16 protein-coding genes are annotated in these 17,077 nt (G+C 70.8%); 12 read left to right on the forward strand and 4 right to left on the reverse strand.

Translation table 11 applies throughout. The annotated features are described in order from the left end of the window. Nucleotides 1–3 precede the first annotated feature (3 nt). Nucleotides 4–417 carry a DUF202 domain-containing protein gene (locus AB0N59_RS06190; protein ID WP_363480259.1) on the forward strand — a complete coding sequence of 138 codons (414 nt, stop codon included), beginning with the start codon at nt 4–6 and terminating at the stop codon, nt 415–417. Next, complete coding sequence (locus AB0N59_RS06195) at nt 414–767, forward strand: DUF202 domain-containing protein (RefSeq protein WP_363480262.1); 354 nt, start codon at nt 414–416, stop codon at nt 765–767. Before AB0N59_RS06190 ends, AB0N59_RS06195 begins: the two co-directional genes overlap by 4 nt. Before the next feature lie 12 nt (nt 768–779). Here the strand turns inward: AB0N59_RS06195 and AB0N59_RS06200 are convergent, their stop codons facing one another. The 3 genes from AB0N59_RS06200 to AB0N59_RS06210 form a co-directional block, all read right to left on the reverse strand. Further along, nucleotides 780–1,670, reverse strand: coding sequence for a formylglycine-generating enzyme family protein (locus AB0N59_RS06200; protein ID WP_363481228.1), 891 nt, complete (start codon nt 1,668–1,670; stop codon nt 780–782). A gap of 104 nt (nt 1,671–1,774) precedes the next feature. Further along, the gene (locus AB0N59_RS06205; RefSeq protein ID WP_363480265.1) at nt 1,775–3,691 is read right to left on the reverse strand and encodes a DUF2264 domain-containing protein; all 1,917 of its coding nucleotides are present in this window, start codon (nt 3,689–3,691) and stop codon (nt 1,775–1,777) included. Continuing rightward, a complete protein-coding gene (locus AB0N59_RS06210; RefSeq protein WP_363480268.1) occupies nt 3,688–4,695 on the reverse strand; it encodes a hydroxyacid dehydrogenase in 1,008 nt (335 codons plus the stop codon). The genes AB0N59_RS06205 and AB0N59_RS06210 overlap by 4 nt, the downstream gene beginning before the upstream one ends. Before the next feature lie 131 nt (nt 4,696–4,826). Between AB0N59_RS06210 and AB0N59_RS06215 the strand changes: the two genes are divergently transcribed. The 8 genes from AB0N59_RS06215 to AB0N59_RS06250 all read left to right on the forward strand — a co-directional run bounded on the left by AB0N59_RS06215 (nt 4,827) and on the right by AB0N59_RS06250 (nt 12,929). Beyond that, nucleotides 4,827–6,464, forward strand: a complete 1,638-nt coding sequence (locus AB0N59_RS06215) for a DHA2 family efflux MFS transporter permease subunit (RefSeq protein WP_363480271.1) — start codon at nt 4,827–4,829, stop codon at nt 6,462–6,464. A gap of 1 nt (nt 6,465) precedes the next feature. Beyond that, nucleotides 6,466–6,912, forward strand: coding sequence for a MarR family transcriptional regulator (locus AB0N59_RS06220; protein WP_363480274.1), 447 nt, complete (start codon nt 6,466–6,468; stop codon nt 6,910–6,912). Nucleotides 6,913–7,060: 148 nt separating this feature from the next. Continuing rightward, complete coding sequence (locus tag AB0N59_RS06225) at nt 7,061–7,528, forward strand: MarR family transcriptional regulator (protein ID WP_363480277.1); 468 nt, start codon at nt 7,061–7,063, stop codon at nt 7,526–7,528. A gap of 241 nt (nt 7,529–7,769) precedes the next feature. Then, a complete protein-coding gene (locus AB0N59_RS06230) occupies nt 7,770–8,921 on the forward strand; it encodes a Gfo/Idh/MocA family oxidoreductase (RefSeq protein WP_363480280.1) in 1,152 nt (383 codons plus the stop codon). Continuing rightward, entirely contained in the window at nt 8,921–10,096 is a 1,176-nt protein-coding gene (locus AB0N59_RS06235) for a dihydrodipicolinate synthase family protein (RefSeq protein ID WP_363480283.1), read from the forward strand. Before AB0N59_RS06230 ends, AB0N59_RS06235 begins: the two co-directional genes overlap by 1 nt. 8 nt (nt 10,097–10,104) lie before the next feature. Further along, on the forward strand, nt 10,105–10,989 hold the full coding sequence (locus AB0N59_RS06240; RefSeq protein WP_363481231.1) for a sugar phosphate isomerase/epimerase family protein: 885 nt from the start codon (nt 10,105–10,107) through the stop codon (nt 10,987–10,989). A 36-nt stretch (nt 10,990–11,025) separates the two neighbouring features. After that, on the forward strand, nt 11,026–11,802 hold the full coding sequence (locus tag AB0N59_RS06245) for a TIM barrel protein (protein ID WP_363480286.1): 777 nt from the start codon (nt 11,026–11,028) through the stop codon (nt 11,800–11,802). Nucleotides 11,803–11,915: 113 nt separating this feature from the next. Then, on the forward strand, nt 11,916–12,929 hold the full coding sequence (locus tag AB0N59_RS06250; RefSeq protein ID WP_363480289.1) for a LacI family DNA-binding transcriptional regulator: 1,014 nt from the start codon (nt 11,916–11,918) through the stop codon (nt 12,927–12,929). Nucleotides 12,930–13,004: 75 nt separating this feature from the next. Here AB0N59_RS06250 and pgm read toward each other — a convergent pair whose 3' ends face one another. Then, nucleotides 13,005–14,648: a phosphoglucomutase (alpha-D-glucose-1,6-bisphosphate-dependent) gene (pgm, locus tag AB0N59_RS06255; protein ID WP_363480292.1), complete on the reverse strand. Its 1,644-nt coding sequence runs from the start codon at nt 14,646–14,648 to the stop codon at nt 13,005–13,007. 127 nt (nt 14,649–14,775) lie between these two features. Here pgm and pheA point away from each other — a divergent pair, with 127 nt between their 5' ends. Then, complete coding sequence (gene pheA, locus AB0N59_RS06260) at nt 14,776–15,717, forward strand: prephenate dehydratase (protein ID WP_363480295.1); 942 nt, start codon at nt 14,776–14,778, stop codon at nt 15,715–15,717. Between the two features lie 157 nt (nt 15,718–15,874). Beyond that, complete coding sequence (locus AB0N59_RS06265) at nt 15,875–16,822, forward strand: DUF559 domain-containing protein (protein WP_363480298.1); 948 nt, start codon at nt 15,875–15,877, stop codon at nt 16,820–16,822. Nucleotides 16,823–17,077 lie beyond the last annotated feature (255 nt).

A 17,077-nucleotide genomic window follows, 5' to 3' on the forward strand; every position in this document is an offset into this window, starting at 1 on the left:
GAAATGATCTGTTCAGGCGTCCGACCCCCGGCGCGCGAGAGGACGGCCCGACAGGTGAACGCAGATCGCAGATTCCCTCGCGCGGTGTTCGGTCGCGGCGACGAGCCCGATGTGCGGTTCTCGCTGGCCAACGAGCGGACGTTCCTCGCCTGGACGCGCACCGCTCTCGCGCTGATGGCAGGAGGCGTCGCGCTGGAGGCGCTGGCGCTCGACCTGTACGCGCCGCTGCGCCTCGCGGCATCGCTCGTGCTGATCATCACCGGCATCGTGCTGCCTGTCGTCGCGTGGTTCGAGTGGGCGCGGGTGGAGCGGCGGATGCGCGAAGGGCGCCCGCTGCCGCATCCGCCGACGGGCATCGTGCTGGCCGTGGCGGTCGTCGCGGCCGGCGTGCTGGTGCTGCTCGCCATCCTGCGATGAGCGATTCCGAGCGCCGGACCGGCCCGTTCGACGCGGGCCTGCAGCTGGAGCGCACCTCGCTGTCGTGGCGCCGGACGGCGCTGTCGGTCGCGGTCGGATCGCTGGTCTCGCTGCGGCTGCTGCCCGAGTGGCTGGGCGGGGCGGAGTGGGTGGTGCCGGGCATGATCGGGCTGCTGCTGGCCTGCCTGCTCTGGATCGTGTCGCGGCGCCGGCACCAGGCCTTCATGCGGCAGTGGTCGCGCGGCGATGATCCGCGCATCGGCGGCGCGCTCGCGCTCATGCTGATCGCCGCCGGGGTGGCGTCCGTCGGCGCCCTCGGGCTGATCGCGGTGCTGCTCGGCGGGCGCTGACCGGCCTCGCGGTCACAGGCCGACGGTGCGGAAGCCCGCGTTGCCCATCGAGGAGTCGGGTGTGTTCTGCGAGCGTGCGGAATTGCGGTACCGGTTGCAGTACGAGATGTGGCACAGATAGCTGCCGCCGCGCAGCACCTTCGCCTGGCCGACGGACGGTCCCGCCGGGGCCTCAGCGGGCGACACCCGGTAGTAGTCCGGGTCGAACCAGTCGGACGTCCACTCCCAGACGTTGCCGACCATCTGCCAGAGACCGTACGCGTTCGGCTCGAACGACCGCACGGGCGCCGTGGTCAGCCAGCCGTCGTCGAGCGTGTTGACCCGCGGGAAGTCGCCCTGCCAGATGTTGGCACGCCATCCGCCGGCGTCGACCTCGTCGTCGCCCCAGGGGTACTTCCGCTGCTCGAGCCCGCCGCGGGCGGCGTACTCCCACTCCGCCTCTGTCGGCAGGCGCCGACCCGCCCAGGCGCAGTACGCCTGGGCGTCGTTCCAGCTGACGTGCACGACGGGGTGGTCGCCGACGCCGTCGAGCGAGGAGTTCGGTCCGCCCGGATGCCGCCAGTCGGCGCCCTTCACTCCGAGCCACCACGGGGTGCCAGGGGGCCGGCCCATCACGTCGCCGTCGTCGGCGGCGAGGGCCAGATGGAACACGGCGGAGAATCCGAAGCGCTCGGCCTCGGTCTCGTAGCCGGTGGCGTCGACGAACCGTGCGAAGGCGTCGTTGGTGACGCTGGTCACGTCGATCGAGAACGCCTCGAGCGTGACCGGATGCTGCGGCACCTCGCCGTCGCCGCGATTGCGGTCGCCCGACGAGTCGCCCATGACGAAGGTTCCGGCGGGGATGGCCGCCTGCTCGATGGCGTGCTGCGCCGCCACCTGGGGTGCCGTCGCAGCGGGGCGCAGCGGTATCGAGCCGAAGACGCCGCGCGTCGGCGTTCCGCATCCGCATGAGCAGTCCGCGTCCACCCGCTCTCCTTCCGGCGCCGAGGCGGCGCTCTGCTCCGAGCCTATCCGGCGGCCTCGAGCATTGAACCGACCGAGACGGTGCCGCCGTCGGGCCACGTGATCAGGTCGTCCGCCACGGCGGGCGGTTGCCCGGCGCCGGCGGGCTCGCCCAGGTGGATGCCGAAGGCATGCCACTCGCCGGCGGCGGGAGCCACCGTGATCCACGGCACCGCCGTCCTGCCCTCCAGCGGTGTCACGTCGTCCTGCATGCGCACGCCCGACCCTGCGGCCGGCGTCCCGCCGAGCACGACCACGCGAGACGCGAGCCGGGCGCTCGTCGCCCATGCGTCGCCCGCGATCCCGGCATCCGGAGCGGTCAGCGCCCAGCCGCCGACCCGCAGCGTCTCACCGGCGAAGCCGCCCTCGTGCACGCGCACGAAACGCACCTCCCACGCACCGCGGACGAGCGAGACCGTGTCGATCCACGGGCCGACCACCGTGCGGCCCTCGTAGTCGCTCACCCCGTGGTCGGGCACGAACGAGAAGTCGACCGGCCAGTGCGCCTGCGCGCGCGACGACCCGACGAGGGTCGAGTCGTCGAGCTCGCGCACCGGGCCGGCGATGAATCCGGATCGGTGGCTCGGCAGCGCCTCGCGCAGCAGCGCGACGGTGCCGACGAGCGGGGCGGCCGCGGATGCGGCGTCGAGCGTCGGCGCAGTAGCGGTCGAGTACCCGAACTTGGCGTACACGGCCGAGTCCGGCTGAAGGGAGCCCTCGACGCGATGGTCGGTGCCGTGGTTCACGATGCGCACGACGCCGTCGGCGGTTCCGGTCGCCAGCCAGCCGGGAGCGGTCATCGCGCGGGCGAACGGCCCGCGGTCGATCGGCAGCGGCTGCTCGGTCGCCGTCCAGGCCGGATGCCCGGCGGGCAGCGCGAGCCCCAGCATCCCCTTCGACGCCCAGTAGGGCGATCCGAGGCCGGAGTAGTTCTGCGCGATCCGCCGCCATTCGCCGTGCCATCCGAGAGAGAGGATGCCGTCGGCATCGGGCGCACCGCGGTCGACGAAGTGGCGCACCTGGCCGCTCGCCGCACGGCGCAGCAGTCCTGGTTCATGCCTGCTCGCGCCGCCGAACGCCGCGGCCCACGCGGGGGCGGCGGTGGCGAAGCGGTAGGTCAGACTGCGGCCCTGGATCAGCGGAGCCCCGTCGGCGCCGATCAGGTGCAGCGCGTCGTCGAGGTAGTCGTCGAGCCGCGTCCGGTAGCGGGCGACGCGCTCGGCATGCGCGGGGTCGCCCTCGACCATCTGCGCCCAGAACACCGGGTAGAACGGCAGCGCCCATCCGCAGTAGTGGTCGAAGTTGCGCCCGACGCCGTCTCTCGACCAGCCGCCGGGCAGGTCGAACGTGTCGAGCAGGGCGAAGTCCTCGGCGCGGTCGTCGGGCGAGAACGGCCCGCCGACGCTCTCGAGGAAGTGCGACACCATGATCCGGAACCACACCCAGTTGTTGGGCCAGTAGTGCGCGCCGATCGATGCGGCGAGGTAGTCGATCGTGTTGTGCCTGGCGCGCTCGTCGAGCCGCGCCCACACCGTGTCGCGCGTGAGATGCAGGCCGAGGGCCAGGGCGGCGGCTTCGACCTTCGCCTGGTTGTGCTCATCGAGGCGGGTCCACCTCTCCGGATGCTGCGGATCGACCCCCGCGGCGATCCCTCGCGCATAGCGCTCGGCGAGGTCGTGCGTGCCGGCGGGATCGCCGGCGATGCGGAAGGCCGCGAGCATGAACGTGCGGGTGAACCCCTCGAGCTCGTCGATCGCCCGTCCGAGACCGCCCGGCGTGCCCGGGTAGCGGATCAGGGACTGGGCGGGGCTGGCATGCCGGGCGGCGCCGTCGAGGATCGCGTCGGCCACGGCGACCCAGTGCTCTCGCGTCCAGCCCGTGAAGGGCGACAGAGCGCGGTCGTCGTCGGGCAGCGGGATCATGCGCTGATCCCCAGTTCGGCCTCGGTCACCGGATGCATCGCCGGTGCCCCCGCGATGTACGCGGCGAGCTCGTCGAGCGCGGAGTCGGCGAGCCGGCGGGCCTCGGTGCCCAGCGAGCCGGCGAGGTGCGGGGTGATGGCGACGTTCGGCAGCGCGCGCAGCGGATGGTCGTCGGGCAGCGGCTCGGGCTCGGTCACGTCGAGCAGGGCCTCGAGCCGGCCGGTGCGGCATTCGGCGAGCAGCGCGTCGTGATCGAGCAGGGCGCCGCGGGCGGTGTTGATCAGAGTCGCGCCGTCGCGGAGGGCCGCGAGCTGGGGAGCCGCGATCATGTGCCTGGTCGCGGGCAGCGCGGGTGCATGCAGCGAGAGCACGTCGACCTGAGGCAGCATCTCGTCGAGCGGCAGCAGGGCGCCGCCGGCTGCGGCCACGGCATCCGGATCGGCGAACGGGTCGGAGACCAGCGTGCGGATGCCGTCGAACGGACGCAGCAGCTCGACGACCCGACGGCCGATGCGCGAGAAGCCGACGATGCCGACGGTGCGGTCGACGTTGCCGATCCGTCGTGCGGTCCACGCGTTCCAGGTGGCGTCGTGCGGTGTCTGCAGGTGCGTGAAGGTGCGCTTGCCGCTGAGCAGGATGGCGCCGAGGGTGAACTCCGCAACCGGCACGGCGTTCGCGTCTGCGGCCGAGGTGAGCCGGATGCCGCGCGCCCAGAACTCCTCGGACACGATGTGCTGCACGCTGCCTGCCGCATGCAGCACGGCGCGCAGCTTCGGCATGCGCGCCAGTCGCTCCGCGTCGAGCTGGGGCACGCCCCATGATGTGACCAGAACCTCCGTCTCGGCGAGCAGCGCGGCGTGAGCGGGGTCGTCGAGATCGGTGATCAGCATCCGGCCGGCGACGTCTGAGAGAGACGCGAGGCGCTCGCGCCTGGTCTCGTCGAACAGCAGCTCGAAAGCGTCGACGTCCATGACGGCGTGGGCTCGGGGTCGGGAGCGGGACATGCTCCCAGTGAAGCGCTTTCCCGGACTCTTCCGCAACGCACGGAATAGTTGACCTTGCGCAATGGTTGCAAAAGAGCAACCAATAACGTATCGTTGACGAAGATCAACCATCTTTCAGGAGCGTCTTCCCCTTGAACTCATCCCCTTCCGCAACAGCTGAGACCACCCGCTCGGCCCGAGAGGTCTTCACCGCCATCTCCGGCCTCATCGTCGGCATGTTCGTCGCCGTGCTCTCGGGCACCGTCGTCTCGACCTCGCTGCCCGTCATCGTCGCCGACCTCGGCGGGACCCAGGCGCAGTACACCTGGGTGATCACCGCCAGCCTGCTCGCGACCGCCGTGTCGACCCCGATCTGGGGCAAGCTCGCCGACCTGCTCGACCGCAAGGTGCTGGTTCAGCTCTCGCTCGTGCTGTTCACCGCGGGCACCGTGGCGGCCGGATTCGCGCACAGCATCGACATGCTCATCACGATGCGCGTGGTGCAGGGCCTCGGCGTCGGCGGTCTGATGTCTCTCGTCATGGTCGCCGTGGCGCTGATCATCTCGCCGCGCGAACGAGGCAAGTACATGGGCGTCGTCGGCGGCATCATGGCGCTCGCCACCATCGGCGGTCCTCTGCTGGGCGGATTCATCACCGACGTGTGGGGCTGGCGCGCCAACTTCTTCGTCGGCGTGCCGTTCGCGGTGCTCGCACTCGTGCTGCTGCAGGTGACCCTGCACCTGCCCAAGCCGCAGGCTGCGAAGATCTCGATCGACTACCTCGGCATCGTGCTGCTCGCAGTGGGCGTGTCGGGCCTGCTGATCTGGGTCTCGATGGGCGGGCAGCAGTTCGAGTGGGACTCGGTCACCAGCTACACGCTGGCCATCGGCTCGGCCGTCGTGCTGATCGCCTTCATCGTGGTCGAGCTGCTGGTCAAAGAGCCGATCATCCCGCTCACGCTCTTCCTCAACCGCACCTTCACCCTCTCGGTCATCGCCTCGATCGCGATCGGCGTCTCGATGTTCGCCACGTCGGTGTTCCTCGCGCAGTACTTCCAGCTCGCACGCGGCGCGACGCCGACCGAGTCGGGTCTGATGACGATCCCCATGATCGTCGGCCAGATGGGCGCGTCGATCATCATCGGTCAGCTGGTGAGCCGCTTCGGCAGGTGGAAGGGCTGGATGCTGCTGGGCTCGGTGCTCACGGTCGCCGGCGTCAGCCTGATGTCGACCCTGCGCTACGACACCCCGTTCGGGCTGGTCGCGACGTACATGTTCGTGCTCGGCGCCGGCCTCGGCATGGTCATGCAGAACCTCACCCTGATCGTGCAGAACGACACCCCGCCGCAGCAGCTGGGCGCCGCGTCGTCCGGCGTCAACTTCTTCCGCACGATCGCCGGCACCATCGGCGTCACGATCATGGGCTCGATCCTCGCGACGAACGTCGGCGAGTACATCAAGAGCGGCTTCGACGGCTTCCGGCCCACCTCGCCGGATGAGGTCGAGGCGCTGAAGGCCCTCGGCTCGGGCAACGTGCCGAAGATCGGCGACCTGCCCGATGCGATCCGCACGGTCGTGGAGTCGGCGTACGGTCATGGCATCGCGGACGCCTTCATCATCGCCATCCCGCTCGCGGTGGTCGGCGTGATCGCGATCGCGTTCATCCGCAACAAGCCCCTGTCGACGAAGAACTCGGCCGAGCAGCTGCGCGAGCAGGCCGAGGGATCGGCGATCGAGGTCGCCGAGGCCGAGGTGGGAGCCGCGACCGGCAGCATCCGGGTCGTGCGCTGACATGACCGCGCAGCAGGCGGCCGACGTCGACGAGGCGCTCGCCGAGTTCCAGAGCCAGCTGAACCTGATGTTCGCCAAGGCCCGGACGCTGTGGAAGGAGTCTGCGGCTCGGGTGCACCCCGAGCTGCAGCCCGCCGGCTACAAGCTGCTGACGTTCATCGCCCGCTCCGGCGGCACCAACGCGCACCAGCTGGCCGAGTGCTTCGAGATGGACAAGTCGGTCGTCAGCCGCCAGGTGCGGATGCTCGAGGAGCTGGGCCTGCTCGAGTCGCGCGCTGATGAGCGCGACGGCCGTCTGCGCGTGCTCACCGCGGCCCCGCGTGCGGTCGAGATGCTCGCCGCCCTGCGGGCCGACCATGCGGAGCGCATGCGCTCGGCCATGATCGGGCTGACCCCCGCCGAGATCGAGGTCGCCTCGAAGGTCTTCCGGGTGCTCACCGAGGCCTGACTCCTGCAGCTCGTGTCGCCCTTCTTCTGCGCGAGACGTGCCCTTTCGCATGAGACTCATGCTCTGACGTGGTGTCTCATGCGAAAAGGCGCGTCTCGCGGCGTTTGCGGCCTGCGCCCCGGGGTGACGGCGTCGTTAGGCTGACGGCATGAGCGATGCACCTGCCTCGAACGACGGCGCCCTCGAAGGGGCGGCCCTCGACGACGCCGTGCACCGCGTCGAGCGCGAGCTCGGCCGGCTGTTCGCCCGCATCCGCGTCGGGTGGCGCGAGGCGGCCGCGACCGTGCATCCCGATCTGCAGCCCCTCGGCTACCAGGTGCTCGCCTCGATCGTCAGCGGGCATGCCACGACCGCCGGCGAGCTGATCGAGCGACTGCAGACCGACAAGTCGGCCATCAGCCGCCAGGTGCGCCAGCTGACCGAGCTCGGTCTGGTCGACAGCATCCGCGATCCCGACGACCGGCGGGCGCGACGGCTGATCGCGACCGACCTCGCGACCGAGCGCGTGACCGCGGCGCGCGCCGCCTACGAGGGCCGGCTCGGCGGGAAGCTGCGCAGCTGGTCTGCCGACGACCTCGACCGCGTGGCCGGACTGCTCGACGAGCTCGCCCGCTGAGCGCGGGGTGATCGCGCCGCGCGCCGCGCCGCGCCGCGCCGCCTACGCCGGTGAGAAACCACATCCTGCGTGAGAAACCGCGGCAGACGTGGTTTCTCACGCCGGAAGTGGTTTATCACGGTGGGCGGTGGGCGGTGGGCGGTGGGGGATGGGGGGGCGAGCGGCATTGTGCGTTGCGGCGAAGCCGGGCTACACTCTCGGAAAGCGTTTACCGACACTGAACCGACAGAACAGGAACACCATGGCGACTCGCGAGATCGGCATCATCATGAACGGCGTCTCCGGACGCATGGGCTACCGTCAGCACCTGGTGCGCTCGATCCTCGCGATCCGCGACCAGGGCGGCATCGAGCTCTCCGACGGCTCGAAGGTCACCGTCAAGCCCCTGCTCGTCGGCCGCAGCGAAGAGAAGCTCGCCGAGCTCGCCGCCAAGCATGACATCGCCGACTACACGACCGACCTCGACGCGGCGCTCGCCGACCCGCAGTGGGAGATCTACGCCGACTTCCTCGTCACCAAGGCCCGCGCCACCGCCATCCGCAAGGCCATCGCCGCGGGCAAGGCGATCTACACCGAGAAGCCCACCGCGGAGTCGCTCGAAGAGGCGCTCGAGCTCGCAAGCCTCGCCAGGACGGCCGGCGTCAAGACCGGTGTCGTGCACGACAAGCTCTACCTCCCGGGCCTGCAGAAGCTCAAGCGCCTCATCGACTCCGGCTTCTTCGGGCGCATCCTCTCGGTGCGCGGCGAGTTCGGCTACTGGGTGTTCGAGGGCGACTGGCAGCCGGCGCAGCGCCCGAGCTGGAACTACCGCACCGAAGACGGCGGCGGGATCATCAGCGACATGTTCCCGCACTGGAACTACGTGCTCGAGAACCTCTTCGGCGAGGTCAAGAGCGTGTACGCGCAGGCCGCCGTGCACATCGCCGACCGCTGGGACGAGAAGGGCGAGCACTACACCGCGACCGCTGAAGACGCCGCGTACGGCATCTTCGAGCTCGAGGGCGGCGTGATCGCCGAGATCAACTCCTCGTGGACGGTGCGGGTGAACCGCGACGAGCTCGTCGAGTTCCAGGTCGACGGCACGCACGGCTCGGCGGTCGTCGGTCTGTTCGGCTGCAAGATCCAGCCGCGCAACGCCACCCCGAAGCCGGTCTGGAACCCTGACCTCGAAGACACGCACGACTACGACGCCGACTGGCAGAAGGTGCCCACCAACGACGTCTTCCTCAACGGGTTCCGTCAGCAGTGGGAGGAGTACCTCGAGTCATACGTGCTCGGCACCGACTACGCGTTCGACCTGCTGGCCGGCGCGCGAGGCGTGCAGTTCGCCGAGGCGGGCCTGACCTCGAGCGCCGAGGGCCGCAAGGTCGCCATCGAGAAGCTGTCGCTCTGATGACGACGCTTCGCCTGCTGTCGGCATCCGGTGGGCTGTCGGATGCCGCACTGAACGATTCGGGCGGCTACCGCCGCCCGAGCTCGCCGCTGCGCTCGCGCGTCGCCTACGCCGCCGCGCACGTCGTGCCGAAGGCGCATGCCGACAACACCCCCGGCCAGCCGGCCGACATCGACTGGGACGCGACGCTCGCCTTCCGCCGCAACGTGTACTCGTGGGGGCTGGGGGTGGCGGATGCCATGGACACCGCTCAGCGCAACATGGGCCTCGACGCCGCGGCCACCCGCGAGCTGATCGCCCGCAGCGCCGAGGTGGCGCGCGAGGAGGGCGGATCCGTCGTCGTCGGAGTCAACACCGACCACGTCGCCGACACGCACATCTCGCTCGAGCAGGTCATCGACGCGTACGTGTCGCAGCTCGAGTTCGCCGAGGAGCAGGGGGCGGGGCCGGTGCTGATGGCGTCGCGCCACCTCGCCCGCGTCGCGACCTCGGCCGACGACTACCGCCGTGTCTACCGTGCGGTGCTGTCGCGGGCGACCGGCCCGGTCGTGCTGCACTGGCTGGGAACCGCATTCGACCCCGAGCTCGAGGGCTACTTCGGATCGACCGAGTGGCAGGCGGCGTCTGAAGTGCTGCTCGACATCATCGAGGAGAACCCGTCGAAGGTCGCCGGAGTGAAGATGAGCCTGCTGAACGCCGAGAGCGAGATCTCGGTGCGCTCGCGGCTTCCTCAGGGCGTCCGCATGTTCACCGGCGATGACTTCAACTACGTCGGGCTCATCGACGAATCCGACAGCGGGCACTCCGACGCCCTGCTCGGTGCGTTCGCCGCCATCACCCCCGTCGCGTCGGCCGCGATCCAGGCACTGGATGCCGGCGACCGAGACGCCTACCGCCGCATCCTCGGGCCGACCGAAGAGCTCAGCAGGCAGGTGTTCGCCGCTCCGACCTTCTACTACAAGACGGGCGTCGCGTTCCTGTCGTGGCTCAACGGCCACCAGCCGGCGTTCCAGATGGTCGGCGGCCTGCACTCGGCGCGCAGCCTGCCGCACCTCTCGCGCATCGTCGAGCTCGCGAACGCGTCGCTCGCCCTGGAAGACCCGGGTCTCGCCCGCGAGCGCTGGCACGACATGCTCGTGGTCAACGGGATCAGCCTGAGGGGAGTGGAAGAGTGAGCGCCCCGATGGCCGCGCCCGATCCGCGTCTCTCGATCAACCAGGCGACGATCAAGTACGCCGACCTGGCGACGGCGCTGCGGGTGACGGCGGATGCCGGCATCCAGGCCATCGGGCTCTGGCGCGAGCCGGTGAACGAGGTCGGACTCGAGACCGCCGCGAACATGCTCGCCGACTCGGGTCTGCGCTTCACGACCCACTGCCGCGGAGGATTCTTCACCCTCCCGGCCGGCGCGGAGCGCGACGCCGCCCTCGACGACAACCGCCGCGCGATCGACGAGACCGCGGCGCTCGCCGCGGCCGGCGCCGACGGCTCGACGGCCGTGCTCGTGCTCGTCGCGGGAGGCCTTCCCGAGGGCTCCCGCGATCTCGCGGGTGCTCGCGAGAGGGTCCGGGATGCCATCGGCACCCTCGCCCCGTACGCCGAGAGCGCGGGCGTGACCCTCGCGATCGAGCCCCTGCATCCGATGTTCGGATCCGACCGCTGCGTCGTCTCGACGCTGGGACAGGCGCTCGACATCGCCGCCGACTTCGCGCCGGAGGTGGTGGGCGCGGCGGTCGACACCTTCCACATCTGGTGGGACCCGCAGGTGCACGAGCAGATCGCCCGCGCCGGGCGCGAGGGGCGCATCTCGACCTACCAGGTGTGCGACTGGAAGACGCCGTTCCCCGCCGACGTGCTGCTCTCTCGGCACTACATGGGCGACGGGATCATCGACTTCGCCTCGCTCACCCGCGCGGTGGTCGAGACCGGCTACGACCGCGACATCGAGGTCGAGATCTTCAACGCCGACATCTGGTCCGACGCCCCTGAGGCCGTCGTCGCGCGCACCGCCGCGGCCTTCGCCGCGACGGTGTCGCCGCACCTGCCGGCGCTCGGATCCTTCGAGTAGCGTGAATGGTCGCGTCGACGGCGAGAAGCCGACAAGGTGAGCGATTCGAACGGGGAGGTGACGATGATCAGACCCGGCCTGTGCTCGGTGACGTTCCGGCAGCTCGCGCCTGAGAAGGTGGTCGAGCTGTCGGCGGATGCCGGTCTCGAGGTGATCGAGTGGGGCGGCGACGTGCACGTGCCGCCCGGCGAACCGGATCGCGCCGCCGAGGTGGCGCGGGTGACGACGGATGCCGGACTCGCGGTCTGCTCGTACGGCTCGTACTTCCGCAGCGGAGCCGACGAGTCGCTGACGCCGATCCTCGACAGCGCTGCGGCTCTGGGCGCCGACCGTGTGCGCATCTGGGCGGGGCGCGTCGACTCGGCCGACGCGACGCCCGAGCAGTACGCGCAGATCGCCGCGCGGCTGCGGGATGCCACCGCCGAGGCCTCGGAGCGGGGCATCGCCCTCGCGCTCGAGTTCCACCGTGGCACGGTCGCCGACACCCCGCAGGCCGCGCTGCGCCTGATCGCCGACGTGCCGGGGCTCACGACCTACTGGCAGCCGACCGTCGATGCGCCGGATGCCGTCGCGCTCGCCGAGTACGACGCGCTCGCCGCGCATGTCAGCGCCGTGCACGTCTTCTCGTGGTGGCCCTTCGACCGGCGCCTCCGGCTCGATGAGAGGAAGAGCCTCTGGCGTCCGCTCTTCGTCGCCGCCGCGGCGAACCCCGCCCCGCCCCGCGATGCCCTGATCGAGTTCGTTCCTGACGACGACCCCGAGCTGCTCGCACCCGAGGCGGCGACGCTGCGTCGCTGGATCGATGGCGGGTGACGTCGCCGCCTCGCTCAGGTCGCGATCCGGCACGCTTTCCCGCCGGGTTTTCCGGGGCGAATCGCGACCTGAGCGGTGGATCGGCGGCGCACGGTGCTCGGTAGGCTCTGCTCATGACCGCTGACGGCACGCGCACCTCACCGCCCACGCTGCACGATGTGGCCCGTGCGGCGGGGGTCTCGCTGGCGACCGCGTCGCGCGTGCTGAACGGATCAGAGCGCAAGGTCGCCGAGTCGTTCCGGGAGCGCGTCGAGAAGGCGGCCGACGAGCTCGGCTACACCGCCAACGCGTCGGCACAGGCGACGGCCCGGGGCACCTCGGCCGTGATCGCCCTGCTGGTCGCCGACATCGCCGACCCGTACTTCGGCCAGATCGCTGCGGGCGTCGCCCGCGGGGCGGATGCCGAGGGACTCATCGTCACCGTCGCGATCACCGAGCGCGACGCAGACCGAGAGGCGAAGATCCTGCGGGCGCTGCGCGGTCAGCGTCCCCGCGGCGTGATCCTCGCGGCATCCAGGGCCGAGACGGCCGACGACCGCACGACCGCCGAGCTGGCGGCCTTCGCCCCTCTCGGCGGACGCACCGTGACCTTCGGCGAGGGCGGCGACCGCAGCATCCGCATCGACAACCGCGGCGGCGCCGAGCGGCTGGGTCGCGAGATGGCTGCGCTCGGCTACCGCCGGGCGATCGCGATCGGCGCCGACGAGGGCGTGCGCACCTCCGACGACCGCCTCGCCGGGTTCGCCGCCGGGTTCGGCGACAGCGGCGGCCGGATCGAGCGCGTCTACCGCGGCAGCTTCGAACGCGAGTCGGGAGCGGCATCGATGACGACCGCGCTGACCGAGGGAGTGGATGCCGGAACCCTCGTCTTCGCGCTCAGCGACGTGGTCGCCGTGGGGGCGATGACGGCGATCCGCGACGGCGGCCGCAGCGTCGGCGATGACATCGCCGTGTGCGGATTCGACGACGTGCCGGTCAGCCGAGACGTGACGCCCCGCCTGACGACCGTGCGGGTGCCGCTGGCCGACCTCGGCTACGAGGCGTTCCGGGCGACCGTGGATGCCGAGTGGCAGCAGCCTCCGCTCGAGCTCGAGGTCGTCGTGCGCGAGAGCACGCCCGGGCTCTGACGCCGCCTGCGCCCAGGATGCCGATGAGCCGTCTCCCGGAGAGGGAGACGGCTCATCGCTGTCAGGGGTCCGGCGTCAGCCGCCGAGGGCCGCACTCACGACCGCCCGTGCCTCCTCCTGCACCTGTGCGAGGTGCTCGGGGCCCTTGAGGCTCTCGGCGTACAGCTTGTAGACGTCCTCGGTGCCGGAAGGACGCGCCGCGAACCAGGCGTGCTCGGTCTGCACTTTCAGGCCGCCGATCGCCGCACCGTTGCCGGGGGCATGAGAGAGCTTCGCGGTGATCGTCTCGCCCGCCAGGTCGGTCGCGCCCACGGCATCCGGAGCCAGCCTGCCCAGCGTCGCCTTCTGCTCCGGCGTCGCCGGAGCATCCACCCGCTGGTACGCCGACGAGCCGAAGGCCTGCTCGAGCTCGCGGTAGCGCTCCGACGGGGTCTTGCCGGTGACGGCGATGATCTCGGCGGCGAGCAGGCACAGCAGCAGGCCGTCCTTGTCGGTCGACCACACGGTGCCGTCCTTGCGCAGGAACGACGCGCCCGCCGACTCCTCACCGCCGAACGCGACCGAGCCGTCGAGCAGACCGGGCACGAACCACTTGAACCCCACAGGCACCTCGAGCAGGCGGCGCCCGAGCGAGTCGGCCACGCGGTCGATGATCATCGACGACACGAGCGTCTTGCCGATCGCGGCGTCGCGGGGCCACTCGGTGCGGTGCGAGAACAGGTAGTCGATCGCCACAGCCAGGTAGTGGTTGGGGTTCATCAGCCCCGCATCAGGGGTGACGATGCCGTGCCGGTCGGCATCGGCGTCGTTGCCGGTGAGCACGTCGTAGTCGCCGCGCTTCGCGACGAGGGATGCCATGGCGCTCGGCGACGACGGATCCATGCGGATCTTCTCGTCCCAGTCGAGGGTCATGAAGCGCCAGGTCGGATCGACCTCGGGGTTCACGACGGTGAGGTCGAGCCCGTGCATCTCCTTGATGAGCTGCCAGTACTCGACCGATGCCCCGCCCATCGGGTCGGCGCCGATGCGCACGCCCGCGCGCTTGATCGCATCGATGTCGATGATGGTGGGCAGGTCGCGCACGTACGCGTCGCGGAAGTCGTACTCGCCGATCGAGTCGTCGTCGATGTCGGCGTGCGGGATGCGCTCGACCCCCTCGAGGCCGGCCTCGATGAGCGCGTTGGCGCGGTCGGCGATCCAGCTGGTCGCGTCGGTGTCGGCGGGGCCGCCGTGCGGCGGGTTGTACTTGAAGCCGCCGTCCCGAGGAGGGTTGTGGCTCGGGGTCACGACGATGCCGTCGGCGCGGCCCGCGTCGTCGGATGCGCGGCCGCGGTTGTAGGTGAGGATCGCATGGCTCAGCGCGGGCGTGGGCACCCACGAGTCGCGCGAGTCCACGCGCACGTCGACGCCGTTGCCGATCAGCACCTCGATCGCCGTGCGCTCGGCGGGCAGCGACAGCGCATGCGTGTCGCGGCCGAGGAAGAGCGGACCGGTGATGCCCTGCTCGCGGCGGTAGTCGACGATGGCCTGCGTGGTGGCCACGATGTGCTGCTCGTTGAAGCTCGTCGAGAGCGACGAACCGCGGTGGCCGCTCGTTCCGAACGCGACGCGCTGACCCGGATCCGACGGGTCGGGGATGCGGTCGTAGTACGCGGCGATCAGTTCGTCGACATCGATGAGGTCCTTTTCCTCCGCGGGGAGGCCAGCTCGGCTCGTCATGGGGATAGTCTGCCCCGCCCGGGCGCTGCCGCGCACCTCCGTTGACAGCGGACGGCCGGAGCCGCATGCGTGCCGGCATCCGGAAACAGCCGCAGGGGCGGGGGAACGCCAGGGCTAGGCTTGCCGGGTGACCGAACGCCGCACCTACAGCTATCTGGGCCCCGCCGGAACCTTCACGGAAGCAGCCCTCGAGCAGGTGCCCGAGGCGAGGGGTCACCACTGGCGGCCGGTGCACAACGTCGGCGAAGCGCTCGACGACGTGCTGTCTGGGGTGTCGCACGCCGCGATGATCGCGATCGAGAACTCCGTCGAGGGCGGGGTGTCGACCACGCTCGACGCGCTCGCGACGCTGCCAGGGCTGCGCATCATCGGCGAGTACCTCGTGAAGGTGAACTTCGTGCTCGTCGGCAAGCCCGGCACCACCCTGCAAGACGTCGACGTCATCGCCGCGCATCCCGTCGCATACGCGCAGTGCCATGGCTGGCTGGGCGAGCATCTTCCGAAGCACGCCCATGTTCCCGCGGCGAGCAACGTGGCATCCATTCTCGGCGTGCTCGACGGATCGTCGCCCGCGCAGGCAGCGATCGCCGCGCCCGGCATCGTGCAGCACCACGACGTCGAGGTGCTGGCCGAGCAGATCGGCGACAACGACAACGCCGTGACCCGCTTCGTGCTCGTCTCGAAGCCGGCGCCCCCTGCCGAGCCCACCGGAGCCGACAAGACCTCGCTGATCGTCGAGCTGCCCGACGATCGGCCCGGTGCGCTGCTCGACATGCTCGAGCAGTTCTCGACCCGCGGCATCAACCTCTCGCTGCTGCAGTCGCGTCCGGTCGGCGACGCGCTGGGCAGGTACCGCTTCGTGGTGGATGCCGACGGGCACGCGTACGACGAGCGGATGGCCGACGCGCTGCTCGGCATCCGCCGGTTCAGCCCGCGCGTCGTCTTCCTCGGCTCGTACCCGCGCGCCGACCGCAAGATCGTGCACTACCCCGAGCGCTACGCCGACGGCGTGTTCGTCGAGGCCCGCGACTGGCTGCGCGCCCTGCTGCACGGCGAGCCCGAGGCGTAACCCGGCGCGAGTTGCGCCCGGCGCGCTCGGTGCGCCGAGAGGTCGAAAAGGCACCGGAAGCCGAGCTCTCCGGTGCTTTTTCGACTTCTCGGTCGTTCTGCACAGGCGAGCGGATGCCCGGGTTGTGCGCACCTCGTGCGAAAAGGCGCTTGTGAGGGTGACCGTCTCCCCCAGCATGGTGCGCATGCGCCATCAGACCTCGCTCCCTCATCAGCTCGGCGAGAGGTTCAGCGTCGCCGACGCGCGGGCGCTCGGCGTCGGCAGGGGGCGGATCAGGGCCCGTGATCTCGCTCGGCCCTTTCACGGCGTGCGCGCTCGACGCCCTGAGGCGGGCTTTCTCGACCGCATGCAGGCTTACGGGCACCGGATGCGCCCGACCCAGCGGCTCATCGGACGCAGCGCTCTGCGGGCATGGCGCCTGCCGTTCCCCGTGCGGTGGACCCCCGCCGAGCCCCTCGAGGTCGCTGCGCCGCGAGACGAGAACCCGCCGCGCACGACCGGGGTGAAGGGGCGGCGCCTGACTGCGAGCCGTGCGACGACGTGGGTCATCGACGGCGTCGCGGTCGTCGATCCCCTGGCTGCTGTCTTCAGCGCGGCTGCCGAGCTGACTGCGAGCCAGGTGGTCGTGCTGCTGGATGCGGTCATGACAACGGCCGACAACTATCCGGGTCTCCTGCCAGGCAGACCGGTCTGCACCCGCGAGCAGATCGAGTCCCGGCTGGCTGAATGGGGCGCGTTCCGCGGCTGCGTAGCGGTTCGCGAGGCCCTCGCGCTGGCGCGTCCCGACGTCGAATCGCCCAAGGAGTCCGAGACGAGAGTGCTTCTGCTCGCCGCGGGACTTCCCGAGCCGCGCGTTCAGTATCGAGAGCTCGACGGCGGGCGGCTCGTGGCGCGGATCGACCTCGCATACCCCGAATGCAAGGTCGCCATCGAGTACGAAGGCGATGGGCACCGCACAGAGAGGGAGCAGTGGCGCCGCGACATCCAGCGGCAGCGTGAGCTCGAGGATCGCGGCTGGATGGTCATCCGCCTCACGCAGGCCGATCTCGGGCATCCGGATGCGGTCGTCGATCGCATCCGCCGCGCGATCGCGTCGCGCACGTGACGCTCGGCCACCGAGAAGTCGAAAAGGCACCGGAACGCGCTCTTTCCGGTGCCTTTTCGACCTTTCGGCGTGCGGCGCGCCGGGGGCACCGGCCGGCCGCGCGGGCATGGCGGCGGCCGGGGTCGCGTCGCGCACGTGACGCTCGGCCACCGAGAAGTCGAAAAGGCACCGGAACGCGCTCTTTCCGGTGCCTTTTCGACCTCTCGGCGGCACGGCCCCGGCGGCGGCACGGCCCCGGCGGCACGCCCCCGGCCC

This window comes from Microbacterium sp. NPDC089321, from assembly GCF_040684935.1.
In the GTDB taxonomy this organism is placed as follows: Bacteria; Actinomycetota; Actinomycetes; order Actinomycetales; family Microbacteriaceae; genus Microbacterium.